Below are 25,172 nucleotides of genomic sequence, written 5' to 3'. Positions count from 1 at the left end.
TTGCTATGTCTATTCTGGTTAAAAATAACATTCATTGGGTTGGCCAACGTGACTGGGAAGTTCGTGATTTCCACGGGACTGAATATAAAACGCTGCGCGGTAGCAGCTACAACAGCTATCTCATCCGTGAAGAAAAAAATGTCCTGATCGATACAGTAGACCACAAGTTTAGCCGTGAATTCGTGCAGAACCTGCGCAGTGAAATTGACCTGGCAGATATCGACTACATCATCATTAACCACGCGGAAGAGGACCATGCCGGTGCGCTGACTGAGCTGATGTCCTGCATCCCTGACACGCCAATTTACTGCACAGCCAACGCTATTGACTCTATCAACGGGCACCACCACCACCCGGAGTGGAACTTCAACGTGGTGAAAACCGGCGACTCGCTGGACATTGGCAACGCTAAGCAGCTGATCTTCGTTGAAACGCCGATGCTGCACTGGCCTGACAGCATGATGACCTACATGACCGGCGATGCGGTGCTGTTCAGTAACGACGCCTTCGGCCAGCACTACTGTGATGAACGTCTGTTTAACGACGAAGTTGACCAGACCGAACTGTTCGAACAGTGCCAGCGTTACTACGCCAACATCCTGACGCCGTTCAGCCGTCTGGTTACACCGAAAATCACTGAGATTCTCGGCTTCAACCTGCCGGTGGATATGATTGCCACTTCCCACGGCGTGGTATGGCGCGACAACCCGACACAAATCGTTGAAATGTATCTGAAATGGGCGGCTGACTATCAGGAAGACCGTATCACCATTTTCTACGACACCATGTCCAACAACACCCGCATGATGGCGGACGCCATTGCCCAGGGCATCAACGAAGTTGACCCGAACGTGGCGGTGAAAATCTTTAACGTCGCCCGTAGCGACAAAAACGAAGTCCTGACTAACGTCTTCCGCTCTAAAGGCGTGCTGGTTGGTACTTCAACGATGAATAACGTAATGATGCCAAAAATCGCCGGTCTGGTAGAAGAGATGACCGGCCTGCGTTTTCGTAACAAACGCGCCAGCGCCTTTGGTTCACACGGCTGGAGCGGCGGTGCGGTAGACCGTTTGTCCACACGCTTGCAGGATGCCGGTTTCGAGATGTCGCTGAGTCTGAAAGCGAAATGGCGTCCGGATCTGGACGCGCTGGAACTGTGTCGCCAGCATGGCCGTGAAATCGCACGTCAGTGGGCGCTTGCTCCGCTGCCGGAAACAATCGTCAAAACGGCAACCAAAGAGGAAGAGTGCGCCTGTGCCGCTGCGGCTACCGCTGATCTTGGTCCAAGCATGCAGTGCAGCGTATGCCAGTGGATTTACGACCCGGCAAAAGGTGAACCGCTGCAGGATGTCGCGCCGGGAACACCGTGGAGCGACGTGCCGGATAACTTCCTGTGCCCGGAATGTTCATTAGGTAAAGACGTCTTTGACGTACTGGCAACGGAGGCAAAATGAGCCGCGGAATTGTCATTATTGGTTCAGGCTTCGCCGCCCGCCAGTTAGTCAAAAATATCCGTAAGCAGGATGCAGATGTCCCGCTGACCCTGATTGCTGCAGACAGTATGGATGAGTACAACAAGCCCGATCTCAGCCATGTTATCAGTCAGTCGCAACGTGCAGACGACCTCACCCGCCAGTCGGCGGGGGAGTTTGCCGAACAGTTTAATTTGCGCCTCTTTCCGCACACCTGGGTAACCGACATCGATGCCGATGCTCACGTAGTGAAAAACCAGGAGCAACAGTGGCCATACGACAAACTGGTGCTGGCGACGGGAGCGTCGGCGTTCGTACCGCCGATTACCGGACGTGAGTTAATGTTCACATTGAACAGCCAACAAGAGTATCGCGCCTGTGAAACACAACTGCGTGACGCCCAACGGGTGCTGATTGTCGGCGGCGGCTTGATTGGCAGCGAGCTGGCGATGGATTTTTGTCGTGCTGGTAAAGCGGTGACGCTTATCGACAACGCCGCCAGCATTCTGGCTTCGCTGATGCCGCCAGAAGTAAGCAGTCGCTTACAGCATCGTTTGACCGATATGGGCGTACACCTGCTGCTGAAATCGCAGCTTCAGGGGCTGGAGAAAACGGAGTCGGGGATTCGCGCCACGCTCGATCGTAGCCGCAGCGTAGAAGTCGATGCGGTGATCGCCGCTACGGGTCTGCGCCCTGAAACCGCGCTGGCGCGTCGCGCCGGATTGAACATCAATCGCGGCGTCTGCGTCGACAGCTACCTGCAAACCAGCCACCCGGACATTTATGCTCTCGGCGACTGTGCGGAAATTAACAGTCAGGTACTCCCGTTCCTGCAACCGATTCAGCTGAGCGCCATGTATCTGGCGAAAAACCTGCTCGGCGGCAATGCACCATTGAAGTTGCCTGCCATGCTGGTAAAAGTCAAAACGCCGGAATTACCCTTGCATCTGGCTGGGGAAACCCAGCGCCGCGATCTGAACTGGCATATTGCCGCCGAAGTGCAAGGGATGGTGGCCAGAGGGATGAACGATGCAGGCCAGCTATGTGCCTTTGTCGTCAGCGAAGACCGCATGAAAGAGGCCTTTGCGCTGCTGAAAACGCTGCCCGTGTAAGTACAGGATACCGTTGCTTGATTTATTAACCTCACGCACATGGATGTGCGTTGCCACTTGTCGGTATGCCCCGACCTGTTGTTCTTGCCCCGCCAGTCCCGGGGCTTTTTTTATTTTTGCGCCAACGCCCGCGCCGCGGCAATCACGCCCTGCCCCAACGACAACCCGCCGTCGCCCGCCGGTAAACGCTGTGGGAACAGTAAGGTAAAATCATGCAGATAAAACGCCAGCCGGGCTGACAATAAGCGGTTATGCATCACACCTCCGCTGAATACCAGCGTCTTAATCCCCCGCTCTTCGGCCTGCAAACGCATCAGGGTAGCAAACCCACGCGCCAGCGCGTCGTGAAACGCCCACGCTCTTTCGGCAGGTTTGGCCTGCCAGGTCAGCCATTGCTGCCAAAAAACCGCTAAGTCCAGCTGATTGCCATCAAGCGGCACCGTGACAGGGTGCTCAACGCCAGCACAATGCGATGCCATCGCCTCCAGCGCGCAGGCCGCCTCACCTTCATAACTCAGCGATTCCGGCGCACATTGAAGCGCGGCGGCAACGGCATCAAACAGCCGTCCGCACGATGACGCCAGCGGTGTGTTAATCCCCCGGTCAATGGCGCGCGCCAGCACGTTCCAGTTTTGATGTTGCAGCACCGATGTTTCCGGGTAGCGCTGCCAGTCAGGAACAAAACGCAGGCACTGCGCGAGCAAATTGCGCCACGGCTGTTTTGCCGCCAGATCGCCCCCCGCCAGCGCTACCGCTGGCAAGCCGCCAAGGTGTTCGCATTCACGATAGTTGACCCGCAAACACTCTCCCCCCCACAGCGCGCCATTTTCCCCCATGCCGATACCGTCTAACGTCAGGGCAATCACGTCACCACCATCGAGCGACCAGCCGTGCTCGGCCAGACACGCAGCGGCATGCGCATGGTGATGCAGCACCGTTTCGGTTGGCAGATTCATTTCGCTGGCCCACTGGCTGGAAACATAACCAGGGTGTGCATCATGCACGATACGCTGCGGCGAAAAGTCATAAATGTTCTGGATCAGGCGCAGCGCATCACGCCACTGCTGCTGAATGCCGTCATCGCCGAGATCGCCCAAATGCTGGCTGATAACCGCCTGTTCACCACGCACCAGGCAGAAGGTATTTTTCAGATCTGCGCCCAGGCAAAGCATCGGCGGCACGTCGTGAAATCCTGGCGGCAGCGCCACCGCATCCGGCACGTAACCCCGTGAACGACGCAGCATCTCCCCACTGTCGCGTACCACAGAGTCATCCATCCGCTGCACAATTTCGCGGTTATGCAGCAGGAAACCATCGGCAATTTCGTGTAAATCTTCCAGCGCCTGCGCGTTGGTAATAGCGGGCGGTCTGCCGCTGAGATTGCCGGAGGTCATTACCAACGGACAATTCATATCTTGTAAGAGCAAATGCTGCAACGGATTCGCTGGCAGCATGACGCCCACTTCCGTTAACCCTGGCGCAATGCCCTCGCTCAATGCTGCGACATAGCGTTTCTGCACCAACACGATCGGCGCGGCTGGGGTTGTCAGCAAACGACGAGCAGGTTCAGGCAGTCCATCATCACCGGGCAGCATCACTGCCAGAGGTTTTGCCGGACGGTGTTTGCGCAGCCTGAGCAGCGCTACGGCGTCATCATTTCGTGCATCGCACACCAGATGAAACCCACCGATCCCTTTAACGGCCACAATACCGCCCGCTTTCAGGCGCGATACTGCCGCCTGCAACGCCTCTTCTTTCTCCGCCCGCTCACCCGCGCTAAACCATTCGAGGTGGGGACCGCATGCCGGACAGGCAACGGGCTGGGCATGGAAGCGACGGTCGTATGGATCACGATACTCTTTATCGCATTGCGCACAGAGTGGGAATGACGCCATCACGGTAAACGGGCGATCGTAGGGCATGGCGCGGATGATCGTAAAGCGCGGGCCACAGTGGGTGCAGTTGATAAAGGGATAACGATAGCGGCGTTCACCGGGGGTGTTCATTTCAACCAGACATTCTGGACAGGTCGCGGCATCCGGAACGATTTGCGTATTCATCGTTCCGCCAGCACTTTGCCGAATCGAGAAGTCGGCAGGCGGCTGCTTCCAGGCGAACGGTTCGCTCTCAACGCTGTCAATGCGCGCTAGCGGCGGGCAGTGTTGATGCAATTGCGCAATAAACTCTGCCGGATCTTCCTGTATACGCACAACCACACCGTCACCGTCGTTACACACATCGCCATGTAGCTGTAACCGCTGCGCCAGTTGCCAGACGTAGGGGCGAAATCCGACGCCCTGTACCTTACCGCGAATACGCAGCTGTACGCCGGAGTGGTTGTTTATTGTCATGATGAATTCCCGCGGTATTGTATCCCTGAAATGTCCGTTTGCCGGATGGCGGCTTCGCCTTATCCGGCACGTATTTTACGCGGATTTTCAGATATCAGAACAGCAAAGATGCAGTGGAATCCAGCGCCGCGCGACGGCGTTTTTCAGCACTCAGTTGCTCAAGCTTATTGCGATCCACATAAATCAGCGCGTGAGTCGGGCAGACTTCCATACAGGCAGGACCGGCCTCACGATGGTGGCACAGGTCGCACTTATTGGCTTCGGCTTTTTCTGCCCGGACGTTCAGACCTGCCCCGCTGTTACGAACAACCGGACGCACGACTACTTCCATTGCGCCATAAGGGCAAGCCACAACGCAGGTTTTACACCCAATGCAGCGCTCCTGCATCACGTGAACAAAGCCTTTATCACGGCTGATTGCACCGTTCGGGCAGACGTTAGCGCACGGCGCGTCTTCACACTGGCGGCACAGCGTCGCCGTGGAGACATTAACGCCTTTGATGACGTGAATGCGGGGTAAAAAGGTTTCAGGGGTCAGCGATGCGCAGTCCTGGTTATCCTGATGGGATACCACGCAGGCCACTTCACAGGTACGGCAACCAATGCATTTATTGGCGTCTGCAATGATGAAACGGTTCATCAATTTCTCCAGCAATGACAGATTATCTGCCGAAGCATTCATAAATCGTGCCAGAATTTAATTAACTGTTATTAAAGGTTTTTTATTTTGATGAATGCAGAGAAGCCGTGTCATCGTCACTAGTGACGATGACAAATGACAGCCGTCAGCGCAAAACGAGCGGCGCAACAGAGTCGCGTTGAATGAGTTCACCGGTGAAGGTTTTTGGCGGCGTAAACGCCCCGTCATCCAGCATAAAGATCAGGCGGCCTATCGTTTCCTGAATCATTTCCGTTACCGGGATTTTGACGCTGGAAAGCGCCGGAATAGTGTATGGCGCGATAGCGATATCATCGAAGCCAATCACCGACACCTGAGCAGGGACGCGCACGCCATGCGCGTGCAACTGCTTCATCGCACCGATCGCCATATCATCATTGCTGGCCACCAGCGCGGTAAAATTGACCTTATGCGAAAGCAAAGTATCGACTCCCGCCGCGCCGCAGGCTGGCGTCCATTTCCCTTTAACAATCAAATCATTATTAAGCGGAATGCCATGATGTGCCAGCGCGTCTTTATAGCCTGAAAGTCGCTCCACGCCGGTAGGCGAATCCATCGAGCCAGTAATAAAGCCAATCTCTTTGTGCCCGGCGGCAATGAGCTGAGTAACGGCGTTAAAACTGGTTTGCTTTTGATCGCACCACACGCAGTGGCTGGTATTTTTCCGCAGCCGCCGATTAAGCACCATAATCGGCTGGGCGTGGGCGTCGATGATATCGTCTATCTCATCCACACTAAGAAAACGCGGATAGATCATAATCGCGTCACAGCGCAGGTCGAGCAGGTACTGGATCGCCTGACGCTCTTCCTCTGCGCTGTGCTTACCGTCAGCCAGCAACAACTGGCGTCCCTTATCTTCCGCCATCCGCGCGGTATGAAACAGCAGTTCGCTGAAATAGACGCCGTGATAAAGGGTGTTAGTTACCACCAGACCCAGCGTCTGCGTAGTTTTCGCTGCCAGACTGCGTGCCAGCAAGTTAGGGCGGTAACCACTCTCTTCAATGGCCTGAAACACGCGGTCTTTGGTTTCCTGGCTGACATAGCCATTCCCGGAAAGCACCCGGGAAACCGTCGCTTTTGACACCCCGGCACGCTTCGCCACCTCCAGCATCGTGGTCATATTACTCATCCCTTTTCTCTCAATGTGACGCAGTGTACTGCACCGTTTCGCCGCTGTCCTTGCTGCTCAATTGCAAACGCTGACATCTGGTGATCGGAGTCACAATTATAAAAAACGATCAAAATTAAACCTTGCCAATTACGTGTAATTTAAACATGATTTTGTGGAACCGGTTTCCTATCTGCGTTTCATCAACCCAGAAAAGCGACCAACGTGAACGGATAAAACATAACGTACTCTACTGATAAAACAGGATTAAATCCGATGTCCAAAAATTATGCAGCGCTGGCGCGCTCGGTTGTGACGGCTCTGGGAGGCGTGGACAACATCACAGCAGTGACCCACTGTATGACCCGTTTGCGTTTCGTTATCAAAGATGACTCGCAGGTCGACAGCACGACGCTGAAGACGCTCCCTGGCGTGCTCGGCGTGGTGCGCAGCGATAACCAGTGCCAGGTGATCATCGGCAACACCGTTTCGCAGGCGTATCGCGAGGTAGTCAGCCTGTTACCTGCCAATATGCAACCTGCAGAGCCGCAAACCAAACCTCGGCTGACGCTGAAGCGGATTGGCGCGGGGATCCTCGACGCGCTGATCGGCACAATGTCCCCGTTGATCCCGGCTATTATCGGCGGATCAATGCTCAAGCTACTGGCAATGATCCTCGAAATGACCGGCGTGCTGGTAAAAGGATCGTCCACGCTCACTATTCTGACCGTAATCGGCGACGGCGCCTTCTTCTTCCTGCCATTGATGGTCGCCGCCTCAGCAGCCATAAAATTCAAAACCAACATGTCGCTGGCAATCGCCATCGCAGGCGTACTGGTGCATCCCAGCTTCATCGAACTGATGGCGAAGGCCGCGCAGGGTGAGCACGTTGAGTTTGCCCTGATCCCGGTGACGGCGGTGAAATACACCTACACGGTGATCCCGGCGCTGGTCATGACCTGGTGTCTGTCCTACATCGAACGCTGGGTCGATCGCATCACTCCGGCGGTAACCAAAAACTTCCTTAAACCGATGCTAATCGTGCTGATCGCCGCCCCACTCGCCATCGTCATCATTGGCCCTATCGGTATCTGGATCGGTAGTGCAATTTCAGCGCTGGTTTATACCATTCACGGCTATCTCGGCTGGCTGTCGGTGGCCATTATGGGCGCATTGTGGCCGCTGCTGGTGATGACCGGTATGCACCGCGTCTTCACGCCAACCATTATTCAGACCATTGCCGAAACCGGAAAAGAAGGCATGGTGATGCCGTCGGAAATCGGCGCCAATTTGTCGCTGGGCGGTTCATCGCTGGCAGTAGCATGGAAAACCAAAAACCCGGAACTGCGTCAGACGGCGTTAGCGGCAGCCGCCTCGGCCATCATGGCAGGCATTTCCGAACCCGCGCTGTATGGCGTGGCGATCCGCCTGAAACGCCCACTGATTGCGAGTCTTATCAGCGGCTTTATCTGCGGTGCCGTTGCCGGAATGGCCGGACTGGCGAGCCACTCCATGGCGGCTCCAGGCTTGTTCACCAGCGTACAGTTTTTCGATCCAGCCAATCCGATGACCATCGTTTGGGTGTTTGGCGTGATGGCACTGGCGGTCGTGCTTTCCTTTGTATTAACACTGCTCCTCGGCTTTGAAGATATTCCTGTCGAAGATGCAGCCGCGCAGGCCAGAAAAAACCAGGCCGCGCAACCAGGCAATATCAATAGAGCCAGCATTTGACTGGTATGAACTGAGGTTAACTATGTCTGTTTTTCCGCAAGGATTTTTATGGGGCGGCGCACTGGCCGCCAACCAGTCAGAAGGGGCATACCAGGAAGTCGGCAAAGGGCTGACCACCGTCGATATGATCCCCCACGGCACAAACCGCATGGCCGTCAAACTGGGTCAGGAAAAACGCTTTACGCTGCGGGATGACGAATTTTATCCCAGCCATCAGGCAATCGACTTTTATCATCGCTATAAAGAAGATATCGCGCTGATGGCGGAAATGGGGTTTACGGTTTTTCGTACTTCCATTGCCTGGAGCCGTCTCTACCCTAACGGTGACGAGCTAACGCCAAATGAAGAGGGTATCGCGTTTTACCGGGCCGTGTTTGCCGAGTGTAAAAAATACGGTATTGAGCCGTTAGTTACGCTGTGTCACTTTGATGTGCCGATGCATCTGGTCAGCGAGTATGGCTCCTGGCGTAACCGCAAAATGGTAGAGTTCTTTACCCGCTACGCCCGTACCTGCTTCGAGGCCTTTGACGGTCTGGTGAAGTACTGGCTAACGTTCAACGAAATCAACATTATGCTGCACAGCCCTTTTTCTGGCGCCGGACTGGTGTTTGAAGAAGGTGAAAATCAGGATCAGGTGAAATATCAGTCCGCCCACCACGAACTGATTGCCAGCGCCCTGGCAACTAAAATTGCCCATGAAATTAATCCGCAAAACCAGGTCGGCTGTATGCTGGCGGGCGGTAATTTTTATCCTTATTCCTGTAAACCGGAAGATGTGTGGACCGCGCTGGAAAAAGACCGCGAAAACCTGTTCTTTATTGATGTGCAGGCGCGCGGGGCTTACCCCGCTTACTCTGCCCGTGTGTTTCGCGAAAAAGGCGTGGTGATAGAAAAAGCGGCGGAAGATGACGATATCCTGAAAAACACCGTCGATTTCGTCTCGTTTAGCTATTACGCATCGCGCTGCGCCTCCGCTGAAATGAATACTGGCAATACCAGCGCCGCTAACGTGGTGAAGTCGCTGCGTAATCCGTACATTGCCGCCAGCGAATGGGGCTGGGGCATCGACCCACTCGGTCTGCGCATCACCATGAATATGATGTATGACCGCTACCAGAAGCCGTTGTTTCTGGTGGAAAACGGGCTGGGGGCGAAAGATGAAATCGATGCTAACGGCGAAATCAATGACGACTATCGCATTAGCTATTTACGCGAGCACATTCGCGCCATGGCAGATGCTATTGAGGATGGCGTGCCGCTGCTGGGCTACACCACCTGGGGCTGTATCGATCTGGTTTCAGCCTCAACCGGTGAGATGAGCAAACGCTACGGTTTTGTGTATGTGGACCGCGATGACGCGGGCAACGGCACGTTAGCGCGTAAACGCAAAAAATCGTTCTGGTGGTATAAGAAAGTGATTGCGAGCAACGGGACCGATCTGGAATAACAATGTTGCCGGATAACGGATGACGCCGCCATCCGGCAACACGTATTATTCAGAATATATATACCCGCTGTCTGTTATCATTTTTATTGTACAACTTTAGGATTTTGCAGCAGCGGCAAAGGCGCTTCGCCCAACGCGTGGACCTGACCAATAATTGTCGCGCTCCGGCCAATCTGTAATGACTCAACATTCGTACTATTATGGGAGCCAAACTGGAACTGAATCACGTTGTTCGTTTTATTATTTTCGTCTTTCAGGCTGACAAGATAAGAATAAGCATTGGAAATACCATTAACCTTACGAATATCAATGACCACGCCCCGCAGCTTCACCCATTCACCAAGATAGTCCTTATTGGCTTTAACAGGATTTAAGGTATAGGGCGCGACAAAATCAGCGACGGACAAGGTTGGCATTGACGCAGCTGATGACTCCCCCGGTTGAAATAATCGGTCTCCCGCAGAGAAGAACGCGTCAGCCGCCGTCTCGCACCCGCTAAGAAGAGAGGAAATAATAATTAAATTTACCAAACGTATACCTGAACGCATAAATAACTCCTGTATATTAATTTCCCATATATTCAAATTCTAAATAATTCGAGTATATAACCTCCCTGAACAACGCCGAAATATAATATAACTCCCGTATTAGTAAAAGAAGAGAATATTCCCCCCCAGCTATTATCAACTTCTCATCCGTTCATTATTTGCATTCTATTTTCTGGATCTGCCTTCCAGTTTCGGGTTTGCCCTCCCGCCTTTTTACTGGCATTTTATTCAGTAGTTTTCCATCGTTTTATTCGTAACAAGGGAGTGTTTATGTCTGGTAAAAATGGTAATGCCGAAGCGGTTATCAACAAGCCATTACGTCATTTTAAAGTCAGCTATGTCAGAGTACGGCATGAAGATCGCAAAACCGGTTTTACACGACGTATAAGCCGCCATGCTTCACTCACGATGAACGGAGACTGGCTGGAACAGGCGGGGTTCCCAACGGGCACGTCGGTAAAAGTATCGGTTACGCAGGGGAAATTAATTATTGAACAAGCAGGTGAATAGTCTGTTTCGAGGGTCTCGACGTTATCCGGATGGTGGTAATGCGACACACCATCCGGTATTCAGTGCCCTCAGGCTCAGGCTTCCGGTGCCTCTAATTCAGCAAATCCACCGTGTCCTTCCCACCCGGCTAATCGCTGATAGACGGTATCTACCGCATCTTTGATCGGCTGTGTCATCGGGTAGTAAAAACCGACAATATCCGGCTGAATGCCAAGGAAAATCACCTCGCCAACGTCGTCTTTCAGCTGATCGACCAGGTAGTTCAGCGGCATGTTGTGGGTGGTCATCATGAACATCTCGGCAATATCATCAGGATCGATAATGCGGATTTCACCAGGATTTAGCCCCATATCGGTGGCATCCACAATCAACAGACGCTGCGGACGCAACTCACGGATGGCGACGATGTCGTTTTCCGGCGCGCTACCGCCGTCGATGACAACCCATTGACCTTGAGGATTTGCAGCACACATTTCGGCCAACAGCGGCCCCGCGCCGTCATCGCCCATCATGCTGTTACCCACACATAATAAAACGTCAGTCACGATGTCTCCTCACCATCAGATAGATGGCGCTTTCCTGGTGGATATCGTGCAGCATGCTGAGCATCAGCTTGCTCCACTCCTGCTGCTGCGGAGTCTGCACGGCACGCGCATCATCGAACGCGCGCGCCAGCATCTGCACATGGTTGAAGTCGATGACGATCTCGCCGTACTTCGGCACGCCTTCCATTTTCCGGCGGGCTTCACTGCCTTCGGCAAGCGTGGCAATCCACGCCAGATATTCATCCCACGGACAGGTTAACGCCGCTTCCAGGCAATCGATGATCCCAAGGTGGTGACCAATCGCCAGGCTGTAATAGACAACCTGCTGCGCCTCAGCGGGCGTTGCATCGTTCTCATCAATAAACTTACGGCTCAGTTGACTGAACACCACCGTTTCACTCATCGGATACGCGCCTCTTCGACAACATGATTAAGATGCGTGACGATCTCGGTCAGACGCGGATCGTTTTCCGCTTCCAGCCAGCGCGCCACCTGATGCTCGCCCTGCCCTAACTGTGTCATATAGTCATCAGCAATCTGGCGACCGTAGCGGTAGCCCGCCAGACGGCGTGCTTCACGATCCACCTTCACGCGCAGCGGCTGAACCATGTCCGGATGCAGAATTTCAGCCGGCTGTTCGTCCAGTTCACCTGGCGCACGCGCGTGAATTTTTTGTTCCAGCAGACCCAGCGCCATTGCAAAACCGTACAGCGTAGCCGCAGGCGTTGGCGGACAGCCAGGAATATACACATCCACCGGTACGATTTTATCCGTGCCGCCCCATACGCAGTATAAGTCGTGGAAGATACCGCCGCTGTTACCGCAGGCACCGTAAGAGATACAAATTTTCGGATCTGGCGCAGACTGCCAGGCGCGCAGCGCCGGAGAGCGCATGGCACGCGTTACCGCGCCGGTAAACAGCAGGATATCCGCATGGCGCGGTGATGGTACAACTTTGATACCAAAACGTTCGGCATCAAACAGCGGAGAAAGCGTAGCGAAGATTTCGATTTCACAACCGTTGCAGCCGCCGCAGTCCACACGGTAAACGTACGCTGAACGCTTGATGCTTTTAAGCAGCGACGCTTTCATGCTGGCAATGGATTCATCCACCGTCATCGGTACCGGAATACCGTTGGCGTCACGTGGGCCTAATAAATTGCTCATCAGCTGGCCTCTTTCATATGGCGAGTCAGTTCAATACGGTCAGACGGCACCAGGCATTTCTGGCGCTTACAATCCGGGCAGGTCTCAAAGCTTTCACGGTGGTTTTCCGCACGGCTGTCACCGTTGTGCTTAAGCAGCGCAATGGCGTAATCGATCTCTTTTTGTACCGCAAACGGGCGGTTACATACGCGACAATTACACAGCGCAAAGCGGGACTGCTGCAGGAAATCCTCTTTCTTCCACACCGCCAGTTCATACTCCTGCGACAGCTTGATTGCCGCCGTCGGGCAGACTTCTTCGCAGCGGGCGCAGAAGATGCAACGGCCGAGGTTGAACTGCCACGCCAGCTCATGGGTGACCAGATCGGTTTCTACCGTCAGCGCGTTCGACGGGCACGCATTCACACAGGCCGCACAGCCAATGCACTGCTGCGGATTGTGTTCCGGTTTGCCACGGAAGTTTTTATCGACCGCAATCGGCTCCAGCGGATACGACGACGTCGGCGCCCCGGTTTTGATGACTTTTTTGATAAAGGTAAACATGGCGATTCCTTATTTCAGCGGCGAGTTTTTACGCTCGATGCTGTAGCGCTCAAGTTCTTTGTACGGCACGACTTTGCTCTTCTTCTTACGCACATCGACCACGGTCATACGGTCGGTACAGGAGTAGCAAGGATCGAGGCTACCGATAATCAGCGGGGCATCGGAAACGGTGTTGCCACGCAGCATGTAGCGCAGCGTCGGCCAGTTGGCGTAAGTCGCCGCGCGACAGCGCCAGCGATACAGTTTCTGGTTGTCGCCAGTCATACTCCAGTGGATGTCATCCCCGCGCGGCGCTTCAGCAAAGCCCAGCGCAAAGCGGTGTGGAATGTAGGTAAAACCTTCCACAGCCAGCGGGCCGCCTGGCAGGTTGTCCAGACCAAAGTCGATCATATTCAGTGCGGTGTAGACTTCATTGATACGGACTTTCAGACGAGAAATAACGTCGCAACCCTGCTCACTGTGAACTTCCATCGGCAGCAGGCCATAGCCCACAAACGGGTGATCGGCGCGGGTGTCACGCGCATGGCCGCTGGCGCGTACCATCGGGCCGACGTTACTGAAGTCACGGGCAATTTCCGGATCCAGACGACCAATACCTACGGTACGCTGTTCCATGTTCGGCGTGCTGAGCAGCATATCGACCAGTTCCTGCACGTCACGACGCATCTGCTGCGCCAGTTGACGGGTCTGGATCATATCCTCTTTCAGCAGATCACGACGAATACCGCCGATCAGGTTCAGACCGTAAGTTTTACGTGCCCCGGTGAGGATCTCCGCCATCTTCATGGAGGTTTCACGCACGCGGAAGAACTGCATAAAGCCGGAGTCAAAACCGGTAAAGTGACAGGCCAGGCCGAGGTTCAGCAGGTGCGAGTGCAAACGTTCAACTTCCAGCAGAATGGCGCGGATCATCTGCGCACGTTCCGGCACGACGATGCCCATCGCGTTCTCGACGGAGGTGGTATAGGCGGTGCTGTGCGCAAAGCCGCAAATGCCGCACACGCGGTCGGACAAGAAGGTCACTTCGTTGTAACCCATGCGGGTTTCCGCCAGCTTCTCCATGCCGCGGTGGACATAGAACAGACGGTAGTCGGCGTCGATGATGTTCTCGCCGTCAACAAACAGACGGAAGTGACCGGGTTCATCAGAGGTGACGTGCAATGGGCCAATCGGCACTACATTATTTTTCTTGTCTCCCAGTTCGTTGATGAACTCGTAGGTTTCAGCATCGGTAGTCGGCGCGGGGCGCTGGCGATAATCCATGCTGTCTTTACGCAGCGGGTAGAGTTCGTCCGGCCAGTCATCCGGCAGTACCAGACGACGCTCATCGGGCAAACCAACCGGGATCAAACCGTACATATCGCGCACTTCGCGCTCGCCCCAGACCGCAGCAGGCACGCGCGGCGTGACGGACGGGAACTCCAGCTTATTAGCATCGACTTCAACGCGCACGGTAATCCAGCACTTGGTACCCTGCTCCATCGACAGCACGTAGTACACAGCATAATGACCGCACAGCTGACGTTCGTCGTTACCAAACAGCACGGACAACCAGCCCCCCTGTTTGTAGTACAGGAACTCCACCACTTCCGGCAGGTAGTTCACCTTGACGGTGATCGTCAGCTGATCTTTGGTCTGCCAGGCTTCATCCAGCACGACGCCCGGGAAGGCCTGGTGCAGCGCCGCGAGATATTGTTGACCTAATTTTTCTTCAGACATGCTCAAACTCTCTTAAATCACGCCACCAGCAAGGAGACGAACGCTAAAAACGCAAACCCAAAACCGGCCCAGGTCACGCGTGAAGTGGCGCAAAAACGCAGACGCGCCATGCTGTTTTCGAACAGGGCGATGACCAGCACGCCGAGAACCAGTTTGACGACGGCAATCACCAGCGCCAGCAGCAGCCCACCCGAGGTGAAGGTTTCCATCTGTCCCCACGGCAGGAACACGCCAACGAACATTTGCAGAACGACCAGTTGCTTAAGGCTAATGCCCCATTTCAGCACCGCAAAACCGCTGCCGCTGTATTCGGTCAATGGACCTTCCTGCAGCTCCTGCTCTGCCTCTGCCAGATCGAACGGCAGTTTGCCCATTTCGATAAAGGTGGCGAAAGCACAGGCGCACAGCGCCAGAATCAACGGAATGCTGCGTGCAGTAGGCCAGTGATAAATGGTATCGGCGATATTGCTGATATGCGTTGAGCCAGCAACCTGCGCCGCTACCCACAGACCCAGCAGCAGGATAGGTTCAACCAGCACGCCGAGCATCGCTTCGCGGCTGGCGCCAATAGCGGTAAACGGGCTACCGGTATCCAGGCCCGCGATAGAGAAGAAGAAGCGGGCGATGGCGAACAGGTAAATTAAGGTGATCAGATCGCCCAGTTGCGGCAGTGGTGAGCCAACGGTCACTATCGGCAACGCGGTGGCGATAGTCAGCATCACACCCACCATCACAAACGGCGTCAGGCGGAAAACCCAACTGGAATCTGCAGGCGCAATGCTCTGACGGCCCAGCAGTTTGATGATGTCGCGGTATTCCTGCAAAACGCCCGGACCGCGGCGATTGTGCAAACGCGCACGTGCCACGCGGGTAATACCGGACAGAAGCGGCGCAACGGCAAACAGCACCAGCGCCTGAATTAACGGATATAAAACACTCATTCTCAGGCTCCTCGTGAAACCACAATCACCACCAGTACCGCCAGCTCAATCAGCGCCAGGCGACGGAACAGCACCGGTGCAGCCGCATTCTGCCAGCCCGGAACCAGTGATACCGGATTCAGCCATTTGCGCAGTTTGAGTACCGGCGCAAAGGCTTCTTTCACCGGCATGGCAAAACCGTGTGCGGTAATGACCATTGACTGCTCGTGATCGTAACCACACACCCATGCCGCACCGCGTGAACGCGATGGCAGACGGTTGCCTTTGAAAATCGCCATGATGATGAACGGCAACAGCGGACATGCGATCAGCAGCAGCGTGATCATTGGCTGAGAAACGGTGGTGTTCGCGGTTTCCAGCGGCAGCGGAACGGCAGCGGAGATCATCGGCAGCAGCCACGGCGCAGCAACGCCCCCAATCACGCAGCAGATAGCCAACGCGACTACGCTAACGCCCATCAGAATTGGCGCGCAGCAGGCATTTTCAGCTTCCTTCGTGCGCGGTGCGCCAAGGAACGTAACGCCATAGACTTTCGCCATACACATCACCGCCAGCGCGCCGGTAATCGCCAGTCCCACCGCCAGCAACGGTCCTAACAGACGACCGACAAAAGCACCACTGTTGCCAAGCTTAAAGAAGGACTGGTAGATAACCCACTCACCGGCAAAACCGTTCAGCGGCGGCAGTGCGGCCATCGCCATCAGGCCAACCAGCATCGCCAGAGAGATAACCGGCATACGTTTACCGATACCGCCCAGTTTTTCGATATCACGATGACCGGTACGGAACCAGATGCTGCCTGCGCCCAGGAACAGAACGCTTTTGAACAGGCTGTGGTTTACCAGGTGGTACAGACCGCCGGTCAAACCCAGCGCAATCAGCGCAGGTTGATTCAGGGAAATTCCGGTTACGCCAGCGCCCAGACCCAGCAGAATAATGCCGATGTTTTCCAGCGTGTGGTATGCCAGCAGACGCTGAATGTTGTGTTCCATCAGTGCATACAGACCGCCGACAAACGCGGTGATCATTCCCAGCACCAGCAGCGTAATGCCCCACCACAGCGGCGCGTTACCGCCCAGCAGCGACAGGGAGAGAATACCCAGCAGCCCCACCTTCATGACGACGGTAGAGAACAGAGCCGCAGCCGGTGCGCTGGCGTTGGCGTGTGCCTGTGGCACCCATCCGTGCAGCGGAATAATCCCGGCCAGCAGGCCAAAACCCGCCACGCCCAGCAGCCAGATATCAGACCCGAGCGGCAGCTCCTGAGTGCGCAGGTCAAGCAGGCGCAGCTCCAGGGTGCCGTAGCGTTGCCACATCAGGTAGCAGGCAATAGCCAGCAGTAGCGTGCCGACGCGGCCCAGCGCAAACCACAGTTTGCCCTCTTTGCTGCAGCCGGTGAGGAACACGGCACACAGCGCCATGATTTCCGCCATCACCACCAGCGTTCCGAGGTTGCTGGCAACCACCGCACATACCGCTGCGGCCATCAGCAGATTCACCAGCAGCCCGTTGGCTTTTACCTGCGGATGACGATGCCAGTCAATGTTGAACAGGCTGACAAACAGGCCGCACAGGCCCAGCGTAATCAGCCAGATAGCGTTCAACGGGGTAATTTGCACACTGTGACCAATAAACGGCATCACACCGCTTAAAGCCAGGGCATTAGTCAGTACGGTGAAACCCGCAGCCGCTGTACACAGGCTGCCAACCGCACCGCCAACCCCGGCAATCCAGCCGCTCAGCGGTTTGTGAAATGAAAACAGAAATGCCAGAACCGCAGCCGCCGTAAACCAGGCTACGCCGCTGTTAATCAGTGAAATTGCGCTCATTTTGCATCCCCACTCTGAGCCTGCTGAAACAAGGTGAGATCGCCGAAGTCGGTATTGAAAGTCAGCTCACGCTTACGTTTGCTGGCGCGGGCAATATCCACGTTACTCACCAGGTGCAGGGCTTTGGTCGGGCACATGCGTACGCAGGCCGGACCAAGCTCGTCAAAACTGCACAGATCGCATTTCACCGCGATGGCACGAATACCCGGAACCCAGTCCAGCAACGTGCTCACGCGGGCAGGCGCTGGCGGAGCCGGAGGCGCTTTTGGCGTATTGGCGTTTGCCGGGATATGCAGCGGACGGCTACCGGAAAACTCAATCGCGCCAAACGGACAGGCGATCCCGCACAGTTTGCAGCTTACACACAGGCTTTCATTCAGCTGCACGGCACCATCAACGCGATTAATCGCATTAACCGGACAAACGGTGGCGCAAGGCGCATCTTCGCAATGATGGCAAAGCTGCGGGGCGGATTCTTTTTCATTTAACATCACTTTCAGGCGCGGCATTGACTGCAGGCCATGCTGGCGATGTGTCTCTGAGCAGGCGGCTTCACAGGTGTGGCAGCCGATGCAAAGAGTGGAGTCAGCAATTACAAAACGATTCACCAGGCATTCCTCAGGTGATAGTCATTTTTGACGAAAACATGTCTGGAAAATGTCATTTCGACATTTTTCGACATGCCCATTCCCTAAACGTCGTGACGCAGTATGAAAGTGCATCATGACAAAAGTGGGCACACCCAAGGCTTAAGCCGGGCTATGTCCCTCAATCAGCTGGCTTAAATTCACCGGCATATTGTTTTCAACCGCGGTATAGAGGCTGTCGTAGACGGTGGCGATTTTTTCGAGATAGTGCTCCAGCACCTGCTCGCGATCGCGGTTGCTGATACGCTCATCAACCTTACCGTCGATGGTCAACTCAGCCTGTGCAATCAGTTGCTTATCATCACCGTCTTTCGTTTCAACGTAGTACTCGATGGTGTGGCTGTTAAAGCCGTCCGCCAGCGTGACGTAGATAGTGAAGTGTTCAAAAAGGACGAAGCAGAGATCCTTGTCCGGTGCGCAGCTCATTGCATGATGCAAACGCGCTTTTGACAGGGTGATCCCCTGAACCAGCGAGTTGCAGTAAATACGCCACTGGTCCTGTAGGCGACGATGCCGTTCAGCGATGTAATCGGCTTTTTCGCTTATTTCCCAAATAGTCATGTCAGGTTACCCGTTTAGCAGAGATGAACAGCTTTAAGCACATTTCATGCCAAAATTAAAAACCTTAATTTTCATATAGATAAAAAATCAAAGAGCGGTGACGACATGTCATTTCGTCATCGTCGTCATTGTCACGATCGAAAAAATTCAAGCTGGCATGTTTATTGCTTTTAATACGGCAACTTCATAGGAGGCGGTATGCACGAAATAACCCTCTGCCAACGGGCACTGGAATTGATTGAACAACAGGCCACGCAATACGGTGCACAGCGAGTAACTGGGGTCTGGCTCAAAATTGGCGCATTTTCTTGCGTAGAAACCAGCGCTCTCGCCTTTTGTTTTGATCTGGTATGCCGCGGGACCCTTGCAGAAGGTTGTAAACTCCACCTCGAAGAACAAGAAGCCGAATGTTGGTGCGAATCTTGTCAGCAATACGTCACCTTACTGACGCAACGCGTGCGCAGATGTCCGCAATGCAACAGCGATATGCTGAGAATTGTGGCCGATGACGGCTTACAGATTCGACGTATTGAAATAGATGAAACTCCAGCGCCGGATGCCGACGCCTAAGCGTCATCATCCGGCAACTGAAGTATCGCAAGTAATAAATCAGGAGTGAGCGATGTGTACGACATGTGGTTGCGCTGAAGGCAACCTTTATATAGAGGGTGATGAGCATAATCCCCACTCGGCGTTTCGCAGCGCGCCATTTGCCCCAGCGGCTCGTCCGGCGCTGAATATTACCGGGGTGAAGACCTCCAGTTTCACACCGAGCCAGACTGAAGAAGGCGATTTGCATTACGGTCACGGTGAAGCAGGCACCCACGCACCAGGCATGAGTCAGCGCCGGATGCTGGAAGTGGAAATTGACGTGCTGGATAAAAACAACCGTCTGGCCGAGCGCAACCGCGCCCGCTTTGCTGCCCGTCAACATCTGGTATTAAACCTTGTCTCAAGCCCAGGCTCCGGTAAAACCACGCTGCTGACCGAAACGCTGATGAAGCTCAAAGACAGCGTGCCTTGCGCCGTCATTGAAGGCGACCAGCAGACGGTTAACGATGCCGCCCGTATTCGCGCCACAGGTACGCCCGCCATCCAGGTCAACACCGGTAAAGGTTGCCATCTTGACGCACAAATGATTGCTGACGCCGCGCCACGTTTGCCGCTTGAAGACAACGGCATCCTGTTCATTGAAAACGTCGGGAACCTGGTTTGCCCGGCCAGCTTCGACCTCGGCGAACGCCATAAAGTGGCGGTGCTTTCCGTCACCGAAGGCGAAGACAAGCCGCTGAAATACCCGCATATGTTTGCCGCCGCGTCGCTGATGCTGCTCAACAAAGTAGACCTACTGCCGTACCTCAATTTTGACGTAGAAAAGTGCATCGCCAGCGCCCGGGAAGTGAACCCGGAAATTGAGATTATCCTGATTTCCGCCACCAGTGGCGAAGGCATGGACCAATGGCTCTCCTGGCTGGAGACGCAGCGATGTGCATAGGTGTTCCGGGTCAAATCCGCACCATTGATGGCAACCAGGCCAAAGTCGACGTTTGCGGTATTCAGCGCGACGTCGACCTGACGCTGGTCGGAAGCTGCGATGAACATGGCCAACCCCGTCTGGGCCAGTGGGTACTGGTCCACGTCGGCTTTGCCATGAGCATCATTAATGAAGCTGAAGCGCGCGACACGCTCGACGCGCTGCAAAACATGTTTGACGTTGAGCCGGATGTCGGCGCGTTGTTGTATGGCGAGGAAAAATAATGCGTTTTGTTGACGAATACCGCGCACCAGAACAGGTGATGCAGTTGATAGAGCACCTGTGTGAACGTGCCGCACACCTCCCCTACACTGCTGAACGTCCGCTGCGCATCATGGAAGTGTGTGGTGGTCATACCCACGCTATCTTCAAGTTCGGTCTCGACCAATTGTTGCCTGACAACGTCGAGTTTATTCATGGCCCGGGCTGCCCGGTTTGCGTTCTGCCGATGGGCAGAATCGACAGCTGTGTGGAAATCGCCAGCCATCCGGAAGTGATTTTTTGCACCTTTGGCGATGCGATGCGCGTTCCGGGTAAACAAGGTTCTTTGCTACAAGCCAAAGCGCGCGGCGCGGATATCCGCATCGTCTATTCACCGATGGATGCGCTGAAGCTGGCGCAGGAAAACCCAACGCGTAAGGTTGTGTTCTTTGGCCTGGGTTTTGAAACCACAATGCCAACCACCGCCATCACCCTTCAGCAGGCAAAACAGCGTGACGTGCAGAACTTTTACTTTTTCTGCCAGCACATCACGCTTATCCCTACGCTGCGCAGCCTGCTGGAACAGCCGGACAACGGCATCGACGCCTTCTTAGCGCCGGGCCATGTCAGCATGGTGATTGGCACTGATGCCTATAATTTCATTGCTTCAGATTTCCATCGTCCGTTGGTGGTCGCCGGTTTCGAACCGCTCGATCTGCTGCAGGGCGTGGTGATGTTGATTGAACAGAAGATTGCCGCGCATAGCCAGGTTGAAAACCAGTATCGCCGCGTGGTGCCGGACGCCGGTAACCTGTTAGCGCAACAGGCCATCGCCGAAGTATTCTGCGTCAATGGCGATAGCGAATGGCGCGGTCTGGGCGTCATTGAATCCTCTGGCGTTCACCTGACGCCAGACTATCAGCGCTTTGATGCCGAAGCGCATTTCCAGCCAGCGCCGCAGCAGGTGTATGACGATCCGCGCGCGCGTTGCGGCGAGGTATTGACCGGCAGATGCAAACCGCATCAGTGCCCGCTATTTGGCAAAACCTGTAACCCGGAGACCGCGTTTGGCGCCCTGATGGTCTCCTCAGAAGGCGCATGTGCCGCCTGGTATCAGTATCGTCAGCAGGAGTGTGAAGCATGAACAGCGTACAACTCGCCCACGGTAGCGGCGGTCAGGCTATGCAGCAGTTGATCAACAGTCTGTTTATGGAGGCTTTTGCTAATCCGTGGCTGGCGGAACAAGAAGATCAGGCCCGTCTGGACCTAGCGCAACTGGTTGCAGAAGGCGATCGTCTGGCGTTTTCAACCGACAGCTATGTTATCGATCCGTTGTTCTTCCCGGGTGGCAATATCGGCAAGCTGGCCATCTGCGGTACGGCTAACGACGTGGCGGTCAGCGGCGCGATCCCTCGCTACCTCTCCTGCGGTTTTATCCTCGAAGAGGGTTTGCCGATGGAGACGTTGAAAACCGTCGTCAACAGTATGGCGGCGACCGCGCGTGAAGCAGGCATCGCCATCGTGACCGGCGATACCAAAGTCGTGCAGCGCGGCGCTGCAGACAAGCTGTTCATCAACACGGCCGGAATGGGGGCGATCCCCGCCAACATTCACTGGGGCGCACAGACCCTCGGCCCTGGCGATGTGCTGCTGGTCAGCGGTACGCTTGGCGATCACGGCGCAACTATCCTTAACCTGCGCGAACAGCTGGGTCTTGATGGCGAACTGGTCAGCGACTGCGCGGTATTGACACCGCTTATCCAGACGCTGCGTGATATTCCCGGCGTGAAGGCGCTGCGTGACGCGACCCGTGGCGGCGTGAATGCGGTAACGCATGAGTTTGCCGCCTCATGCGGGTTTGGTATTGAGCTGTCTGAAGCGGCCCTGCCCGTGAAGCCCGCGGTGCGTGGCGTTTGCGAACTGCTGGGTCTGGATGCGCTTAACTTTGCTAACGAAGGCAAGCTGGTGATTGCCGTTGAGCGTCAGGCTGCTGAAACGGTGCTTGCCGCGCTGCGCGCACATCCGTTAGGACGCGATGCCGCAATGATTGGTGAAGTGGTAGAACGCAAAGGTGTGCGTCTTGCCGGACTCTACGGCGTGAAACGCACTCTCGATTTACCACACGCCGAACCATTACCTCGTATATGCTAACAGCCGGTTGGCAGCAAGCTGTAGGCCGGGTAAGACGCATTTGCGTCGACATCCGGCCTTAACGCTGCATTATCACCTGATGGCGTTTTGCCGATCGGGTCTACGGTTCGAGTAGCTGGACCAGTCCGGCAATAATTTACGACTTATACCTATAATTCATTTACCGTTTTCGCACCGTTCTGCGGTGCTTTTCCTGGAAAAGCAATATGTCGTATACACCGATGAGTGACCTCGGACAGCAAGGCCTGTTCGATATTACTCGTACATTATTACAGCAGCCCGACCTGCCGTCTCTCAGCGAGGCGCTTTCGCAACTGGTCAAGCGTTCAGCGCTGGCCGACTGCGCGGCTATTGTCTTATGGCAGGCACAAACGCAGCGTGCGCGTTATTTTGCGACGCGTGAAAATGGTACCCCCATCGATTATGAAGACGAAACGGTGCTGGCGCATGGCCCGGTACGCCGTATTTTGTCTCGCCCCGATGCGCTGCACTGCAACTATCACGAGTTTAGCGAAACCTGGCCACAGCTGGCCTCTGGCGGGCTGTATTCTAAATTTGGTCACTACTGCCTGTTGCCGCTGGCGGCAGATGGGCGAATCTTTGGCGGTTGCGAATTTATCCGTAACGAAGACCAACCGTGGAGTGAAAAAGAGTACAACCGGCTGCAGACCTTCACCCAAATAGTCGGCGTCGTTGCTGAACAAATTCAAAGCCGGGTCAGCAACAATGTCGATTACGATCTCCTGTGCCGTGAGCGTGATAACTTTCGCATCCTGGTCGCCATCACCAATGCTGTGCTCTCCCGCCTGGATATTGATGAGCTGGTCAGCGAAGTCGCTAAAGAGATCCATCACTACTTCGACATTGATGCCATCAGCATCGTGTTACGCAGCGATCGCAAAAACAAGCTCAGCATTTATTCCACTCACTATCTGGATGAACATCATCCGGCACACGAACAAAGTGAAGTGGACGAAGCCGGTACGCTCTCTGAACGGGTCTTCAAAAGCAAAGAGATGCTGCTGATTAACCTGAGCGAACGCGATACCCTGGCCCCTTACGAAAGAATGTTGTTCGAAACCTGGGGCAACCAGCTACAGACTCTGTGCCTGCTGCCGCTGATGTCCGGCAATAATATGCTCGGCGTACTTAAGCTGGCGCAATGTGAAGAGAAAGTATTCACCACTGCCAATCTCAAACTGCTGCGCCAAATCGCAGAACGCGTGGCGATCGCCGTGGATAACGCCCTCGCCTACCAGGAGATCCACCGCCTGAAGGAGCGGCTGGTCGATGAAAACCTGGCGCTGACTGAACAACTCAACAACGTAGAAAGTGAGTTCGGAGAAATCATTGGCCGCAGCGAAGCGATGTACAGCGTACTCAAACAGGTCGAAATGGTGGCGCAAAGCGATAGCACTGTCCTGATTCTTGGTGAAACCGGGACGGGTAAAGAGCTGATCGCACGAGCAATTCACAACCTGAGCGGACGTAACGCCCGTCGGATGGTGAAAATGAACTGCGCGGCAATGCCTGCCGGATTGCTGGAAAGCGATCTGTTTGGCCATGAGCGTGGCGCATTTACCGGGGCCAGCACGCAGCGGATTGGACGCTTTGAACTGGCGGACAAAAGTTCGTTATTTCTCGATGAAGTTGGCGACATGCCGCTGGAACTTCAGCCCAAGCTGCTGCGCGTTCTGCAGGAGCAGGAGTTTGAACGTCTGGGCAGCAATAAACTGATCCAGACCGACGTTCGCTTGATCGCTGCCACTAACCGCGATCTGAAAAAGATGGTCGCCGATCGCGAGTTTCGTAACGATCTCTACTATCGACTGAACGTCTTCCCGATCCATCTGCCGCCGCTGCGCGAGCGCCCGGAAGATATTCCGCTGCTGGTGAAAGCCTTCACCTTCAAAATTGCCCGCCGGATGGGGCGCAATATCGACAGCATTCCCGCCGAAGCCCTGCGTACGCTGAGCAACATGGAATGGCCGGGTAACGTGCGCGAGCTGGAAAACGTCGTAGAACGCGCGGTTCTGCTCACCCGGGGCAACGTGCTGCAACTGTCCTTGCCGGATGTAATCGCTATGGCGCCGTCTACGCCGCCGGTGGCGACCGAAGTCGCGCAGGATGGCGAAGATGAATACCAGCTGATAATGCGCGTTCTGAAAGAAACCAATGGCGTTGTCGCCGGTCCTAAAGGCGCGGCACAAAGACTGGGGTTGAAACGCACAACGTTACTCTCGCGCATGAAGCGCCTGGGCATTGATAAGGACGCACTGGTTTAACGGATTATTGCCCGATAGCGCTACGCTTATCGGGCCTACGCCACTGGTGCGTTTGTCTTTGTCGGCCGGATAAGGCGCAGCCGCCATCCGGC

24 protein-coding genes are annotated in these 25,172 nt (G+C 55.0%); 11 read left to right on the top strand and 13 right to left on the bottom strand.

Annotated features, from left to right (window positions below; translation table 11 throughout):
- The first annotated feature begins 5 nt into the window (after nucleotides 1–5).
- Both norV and norW read left to right on the top strand, forming a co-directional pair.
- On the top strand, nucleotides 6–1,454 hold the full coding sequence (gene norV / locus HV311_RS05205) for an anaerobic nitric oxide reductase flavorubredoxin (protein WP_049268540.1): 1,449 nt from the start codon (nucleotides 6–8) through the stop codon (nucleotides 1,452–1,454).
- Nucleotides 1,451–2,584, top strand: a complete 1,134-nt coding sequence (gene norW / locus HV311_RS05200) for an NADH:flavorubredoxin reductase NorW (RefSeq protein WP_049268539.1) — start codon at nucleotides 1,451–1,453, stop codon at nucleotides 2,582–2,584. Before norV ends, norW begins: the two co-directional genes overlap by 4 nt.
- 110 nt (nucleotides 2,585–2,694) lie before the next feature.
- On the opposite strand, the gene hypF is transcribed toward norW, so the two are convergent.
- From hypF to HV311_RS05185, 3 genes are all read right to left on the bottom strand, one after another.
- Entirely contained in the window at nucleotides 2,695–4,935 is a 2,241-nt protein-coding gene (hypF, locus tag HV311_RS05195) for a carbamoyltransferase HypF (protein WP_191220807.1), read from the bottom strand.
- A 94-nt stretch (nucleotides 4,936–5,029) separates the two neighbouring features.
- A complete protein-coding gene (gene hydN / locus HV311_RS05190; protein WP_003037366.1) occupies nucleotides 5,030–5,575 on the bottom strand; it encodes an electron transport protein HydN in 546 nt (181 codons plus the stop codon).
- Nucleotides 5,576–5,720: 145 nt separating this feature from the next.
- Nucleotides 5,721–6,734, bottom strand: coding sequence for a LacI family DNA-binding transcriptional regulator (locus HV311_RS05185; protein ID WP_103766755.1), 1,014 nt, complete (start codon nucleotides 6,732–6,734; stop codon nucleotides 5,721–5,723).
- Nucleotides 6,735–6,998: 264 nt separating this feature from the next.
- On the opposite strand from HV311_RS05185, the gene ascF reads away from it, so the two are divergent.
- Both ascF and HV311_RS05175 read left to right on the top strand, forming a co-directional pair.
- Nucleotides 6,999–8,453 carry a PTS cellobiose/arbutin/salicin transporter subunit IIBC gene (ascF, locus tag HV311_RS05180; RefSeq protein WP_046274835.1) on the top strand — a complete coding sequence of 485 codons (1,455 nt, stop codon included), beginning with the start codon at nucleotides 6,999–7,001 and terminating at the stop codon, nucleotides 8,451–8,453.
- Nucleotides 8,454–8,475: 22 nt separating this feature from the next.
- On the top strand, nucleotides 8,476–9,900 hold the full coding sequence (locus tag HV311_RS05175; protein WP_191220806.1) for a 6-phospho-beta-glucosidase: 1,425 nt from the start codon (nucleotides 8,476–8,478) through the stop codon (nucleotides 9,898–9,900).
- Between the two features lie 83 nt (nucleotides 9,901–9,983).
- Here the strand turns inward: HV311_RS05175 and HV311_RS05170 are convergent, their stop codons facing one another.
- Complete coding sequence (locus HV311_RS05170; protein ID WP_016157319.1) at nucleotides 9,984–10,448, bottom strand: OB-fold putative lipoprotein; 465 nt, start codon at nucleotides 10,446–10,448, stop codon at nucleotides 9,984–9,986.
- A gap of 270 nt (nucleotides 10,449–10,718) precedes the next feature.
- Here HV311_RS05170 and HV311_RS05165 point away from each other — a divergent pair, with 270 nt between their 5' ends.
- On the top strand, nucleotides 10,719–10,958 hold the full coding sequence (locus tag HV311_RS05165; protein ID WP_016154182.1) for a SymE family type I addiction module toxin: 240 nt from the start codon (nucleotides 10,719–10,721) through the stop codon (nucleotides 10,956–10,958).
- Nucleotides 10,959–11,032: 74 nt separating this feature from the next.
- On the opposite strand, the gene hycI is transcribed toward HV311_RS05165, so the two are convergent.
- The 9 genes from hycI to hycA all read right to left on the bottom strand — a co-directional run bounded on the left by hycI (nucleotide 11,033) and on the right by hycA (nucleotide 18,909).
- Entirely contained in the window at nucleotides 11,033–11,503 is a 471-nt protein-coding gene (hycI, locus tag HV311_RS05160; RefSeq protein WP_016154183.1) for a hydrogenase maturation peptidase HycI, read from the bottom strand.
- Complete coding sequence (locus tag HV311_RS05155) at nucleotides 11,496–11,906, bottom strand: formate hydrogenlyase maturation HycH family protein (RefSeq protein WP_003037385.1); 411 nt, start codon at nucleotides 11,904–11,906, stop codon at nucleotides 11,496–11,498. The genes hycI and HV311_RS05155 overlap by 8 nt, the downstream gene beginning before the upstream one ends.
- Nucleotides 11,903–12,670 (bottom strand): formate hydrogenlyase subunit HycG, encoded by a 768-nt coding sequence (gene hycG, locus HV311_RS05150; protein ID WP_003037388.1) that lies wholly within the window; start codon nucleotides 12,668–12,670, stop codon nucleotides 11,903–11,905. Before hycG ends, HV311_RS05155 begins: the two co-directional genes overlap by 4 nt.
- Nucleotides 12,670–13,212 (bottom strand): formate hydrogenlyase subunit HycF, encoded by a 543-nt coding sequence (gene hycF / locus HV311_RS05145; protein WP_016154185.1) that lies wholly within the window; start codon nucleotides 13,210–13,212, stop codon nucleotides 12,670–12,672. Before hycF ends, hycG begins: the two co-directional genes overlap by 1 nt.
- A gap of 9 nt (nucleotides 13,213–13,221) precedes the next feature.
- Nucleotides 13,222–14,931 (bottom strand): formate hydrogenlyase subunit HycE, encoded by a 1,710-nt coding sequence (hycE, locus tag HV311_RS05140; RefSeq protein WP_016154186.1) that lies wholly within the window; start codon nucleotides 14,929–14,931, stop codon nucleotides 13,222–13,224.
- A 17-nt stretch (nucleotides 14,932–14,948) separates the two neighbouring features.
- Complete coding sequence (locus HV311_RS05135) at nucleotides 14,949–15,872, bottom strand: respiratory chain complex I subunit 1 family protein (RefSeq protein WP_191220805.1); 924 nt, start codon at nucleotides 15,870–15,872, stop codon at nucleotides 14,949–14,951.
- A 2-nt stretch (nucleotides 15,873–15,874) separates the two neighbouring features.
- Nucleotides 15,875–17,701, bottom strand: coding sequence for a formate hydrogenlyase subunit 3 (hycC, locus tag HV311_RS05130; RefSeq protein ID WP_047414258.1), 1,827 nt, complete (start codon nucleotides 17,699–17,701; stop codon nucleotides 15,875–15,877).
- Entirely contained in the window at nucleotides 17,698–18,309 is a 612-nt protein-coding gene (hycB, locus tag HV311_RS05125) for a formate hydrogenlyase subunit HycB (protein WP_016154189.1), read from the bottom strand. The genes hycC and hycB overlap by 4 nt, the downstream gene beginning before the upstream one ends.
- A 141-nt stretch (nucleotides 18,310–18,450) precedes the next feature.
- Nucleotides 18,451–18,909, bottom strand: coding sequence for a formate hydrogenlyase regulator HycA (gene hycA / locus HV311_RS05120; protein ID WP_016154190.1), 459 nt, complete (start codon nucleotides 18,907–18,909; stop codon nucleotides 18,451–18,453).
- A 198-nt stretch (nucleotides 18,910–19,107) separates the two neighbouring features.
- Between hycA and hypA the strand changes: the two genes are divergently transcribed.
- From hypA to flhA, 6 genes are all read left to right on the top strand, one after another.
- Entirely contained in the window at nucleotides 19,108–19,479 is a 372-nt protein-coding gene (gene hypA / locus HV311_RS05115; RefSeq protein ID WP_016154191.1) for a hydrogenase maturation nickel metallochaperone HypA, read from the top strand.
- Nucleotides 19,480–19,531: 52 nt separating this feature from the next.
- Nucleotides 19,532–20,404, top strand: coding sequence for a hydrogenase nickel incorporation protein HypB (gene hypB, locus HV311_RS05110; protein WP_016154192.1), 873 nt, complete (start codon nucleotides 19,532–19,534; stop codon nucleotides 20,402–20,404).
- The gene (gene hypC, locus HV311_RS05105) at nucleotides 20,395–20,667 is read left to right on the top strand and encodes a hydrogenase 3 maturation protein HypC (RefSeq protein WP_003037411.1); all 273 of its coding nucleotides are present in this window, start codon (nucleotides 20,395–20,397) and stop codon (nucleotides 20,665–20,667) included. The genes hypB and hypC overlap by 10 nt, the downstream gene beginning before the upstream one ends.
- Nucleotides 20,667–21,788 (top strand): hydrogenase formation protein HypD, encoded by a 1,122-nt coding sequence (hypD, locus tag HV311_RS05100; protein ID WP_019077547.1) that lies wholly within the window; start codon nucleotides 20,667–20,669, stop codon nucleotides 21,786–21,788. The genes hypC and hypD overlap by 1 nt, the downstream gene beginning before the upstream one ends.
- Nucleotides 21,785–22,795 carry a hydrogenase maturation carbamoyl dehydratase HypE gene (gene hypE / locus HV311_RS05095; protein WP_016157324.1) on the top strand — a complete coding sequence of 337 codons (1,011 nt, stop codon included), beginning with the start codon at nucleotides 21,785–21,787 and terminating at the stop codon, nucleotides 22,793–22,795. The genes hypD and hypE overlap by 4 nt, the downstream gene beginning before the upstream one ends.
- 206 nt (nucleotides 22,796–23,001) lie before the next feature.
- Complete coding sequence (flhA, locus tag HV311_RS05090) at nucleotides 23,002–25,080, top strand: formate hydrogenlyase transcriptional activator FlhA (RefSeq protein ID WP_191220804.1); 2,079 nt, start codon at nucleotides 23,002–23,004, stop codon at nucleotides 25,078–25,080.
- Nucleotides 25,081–25,172 lie beyond the last annotated feature (92 nt).

Source organism: Citrobacter sp. RHBSTW-00881 (genome assembly GCF_013728515.1).
GTDB lineage: Bacteria > Pseudomonadota > Gammaproteobacteria > Enterobacterales > Enterobacteriaceae > Citrobacter > Citrobacter braakii.
This window is presented reverse-complemented; position numbering and strand designations above follow the sequence as displayed.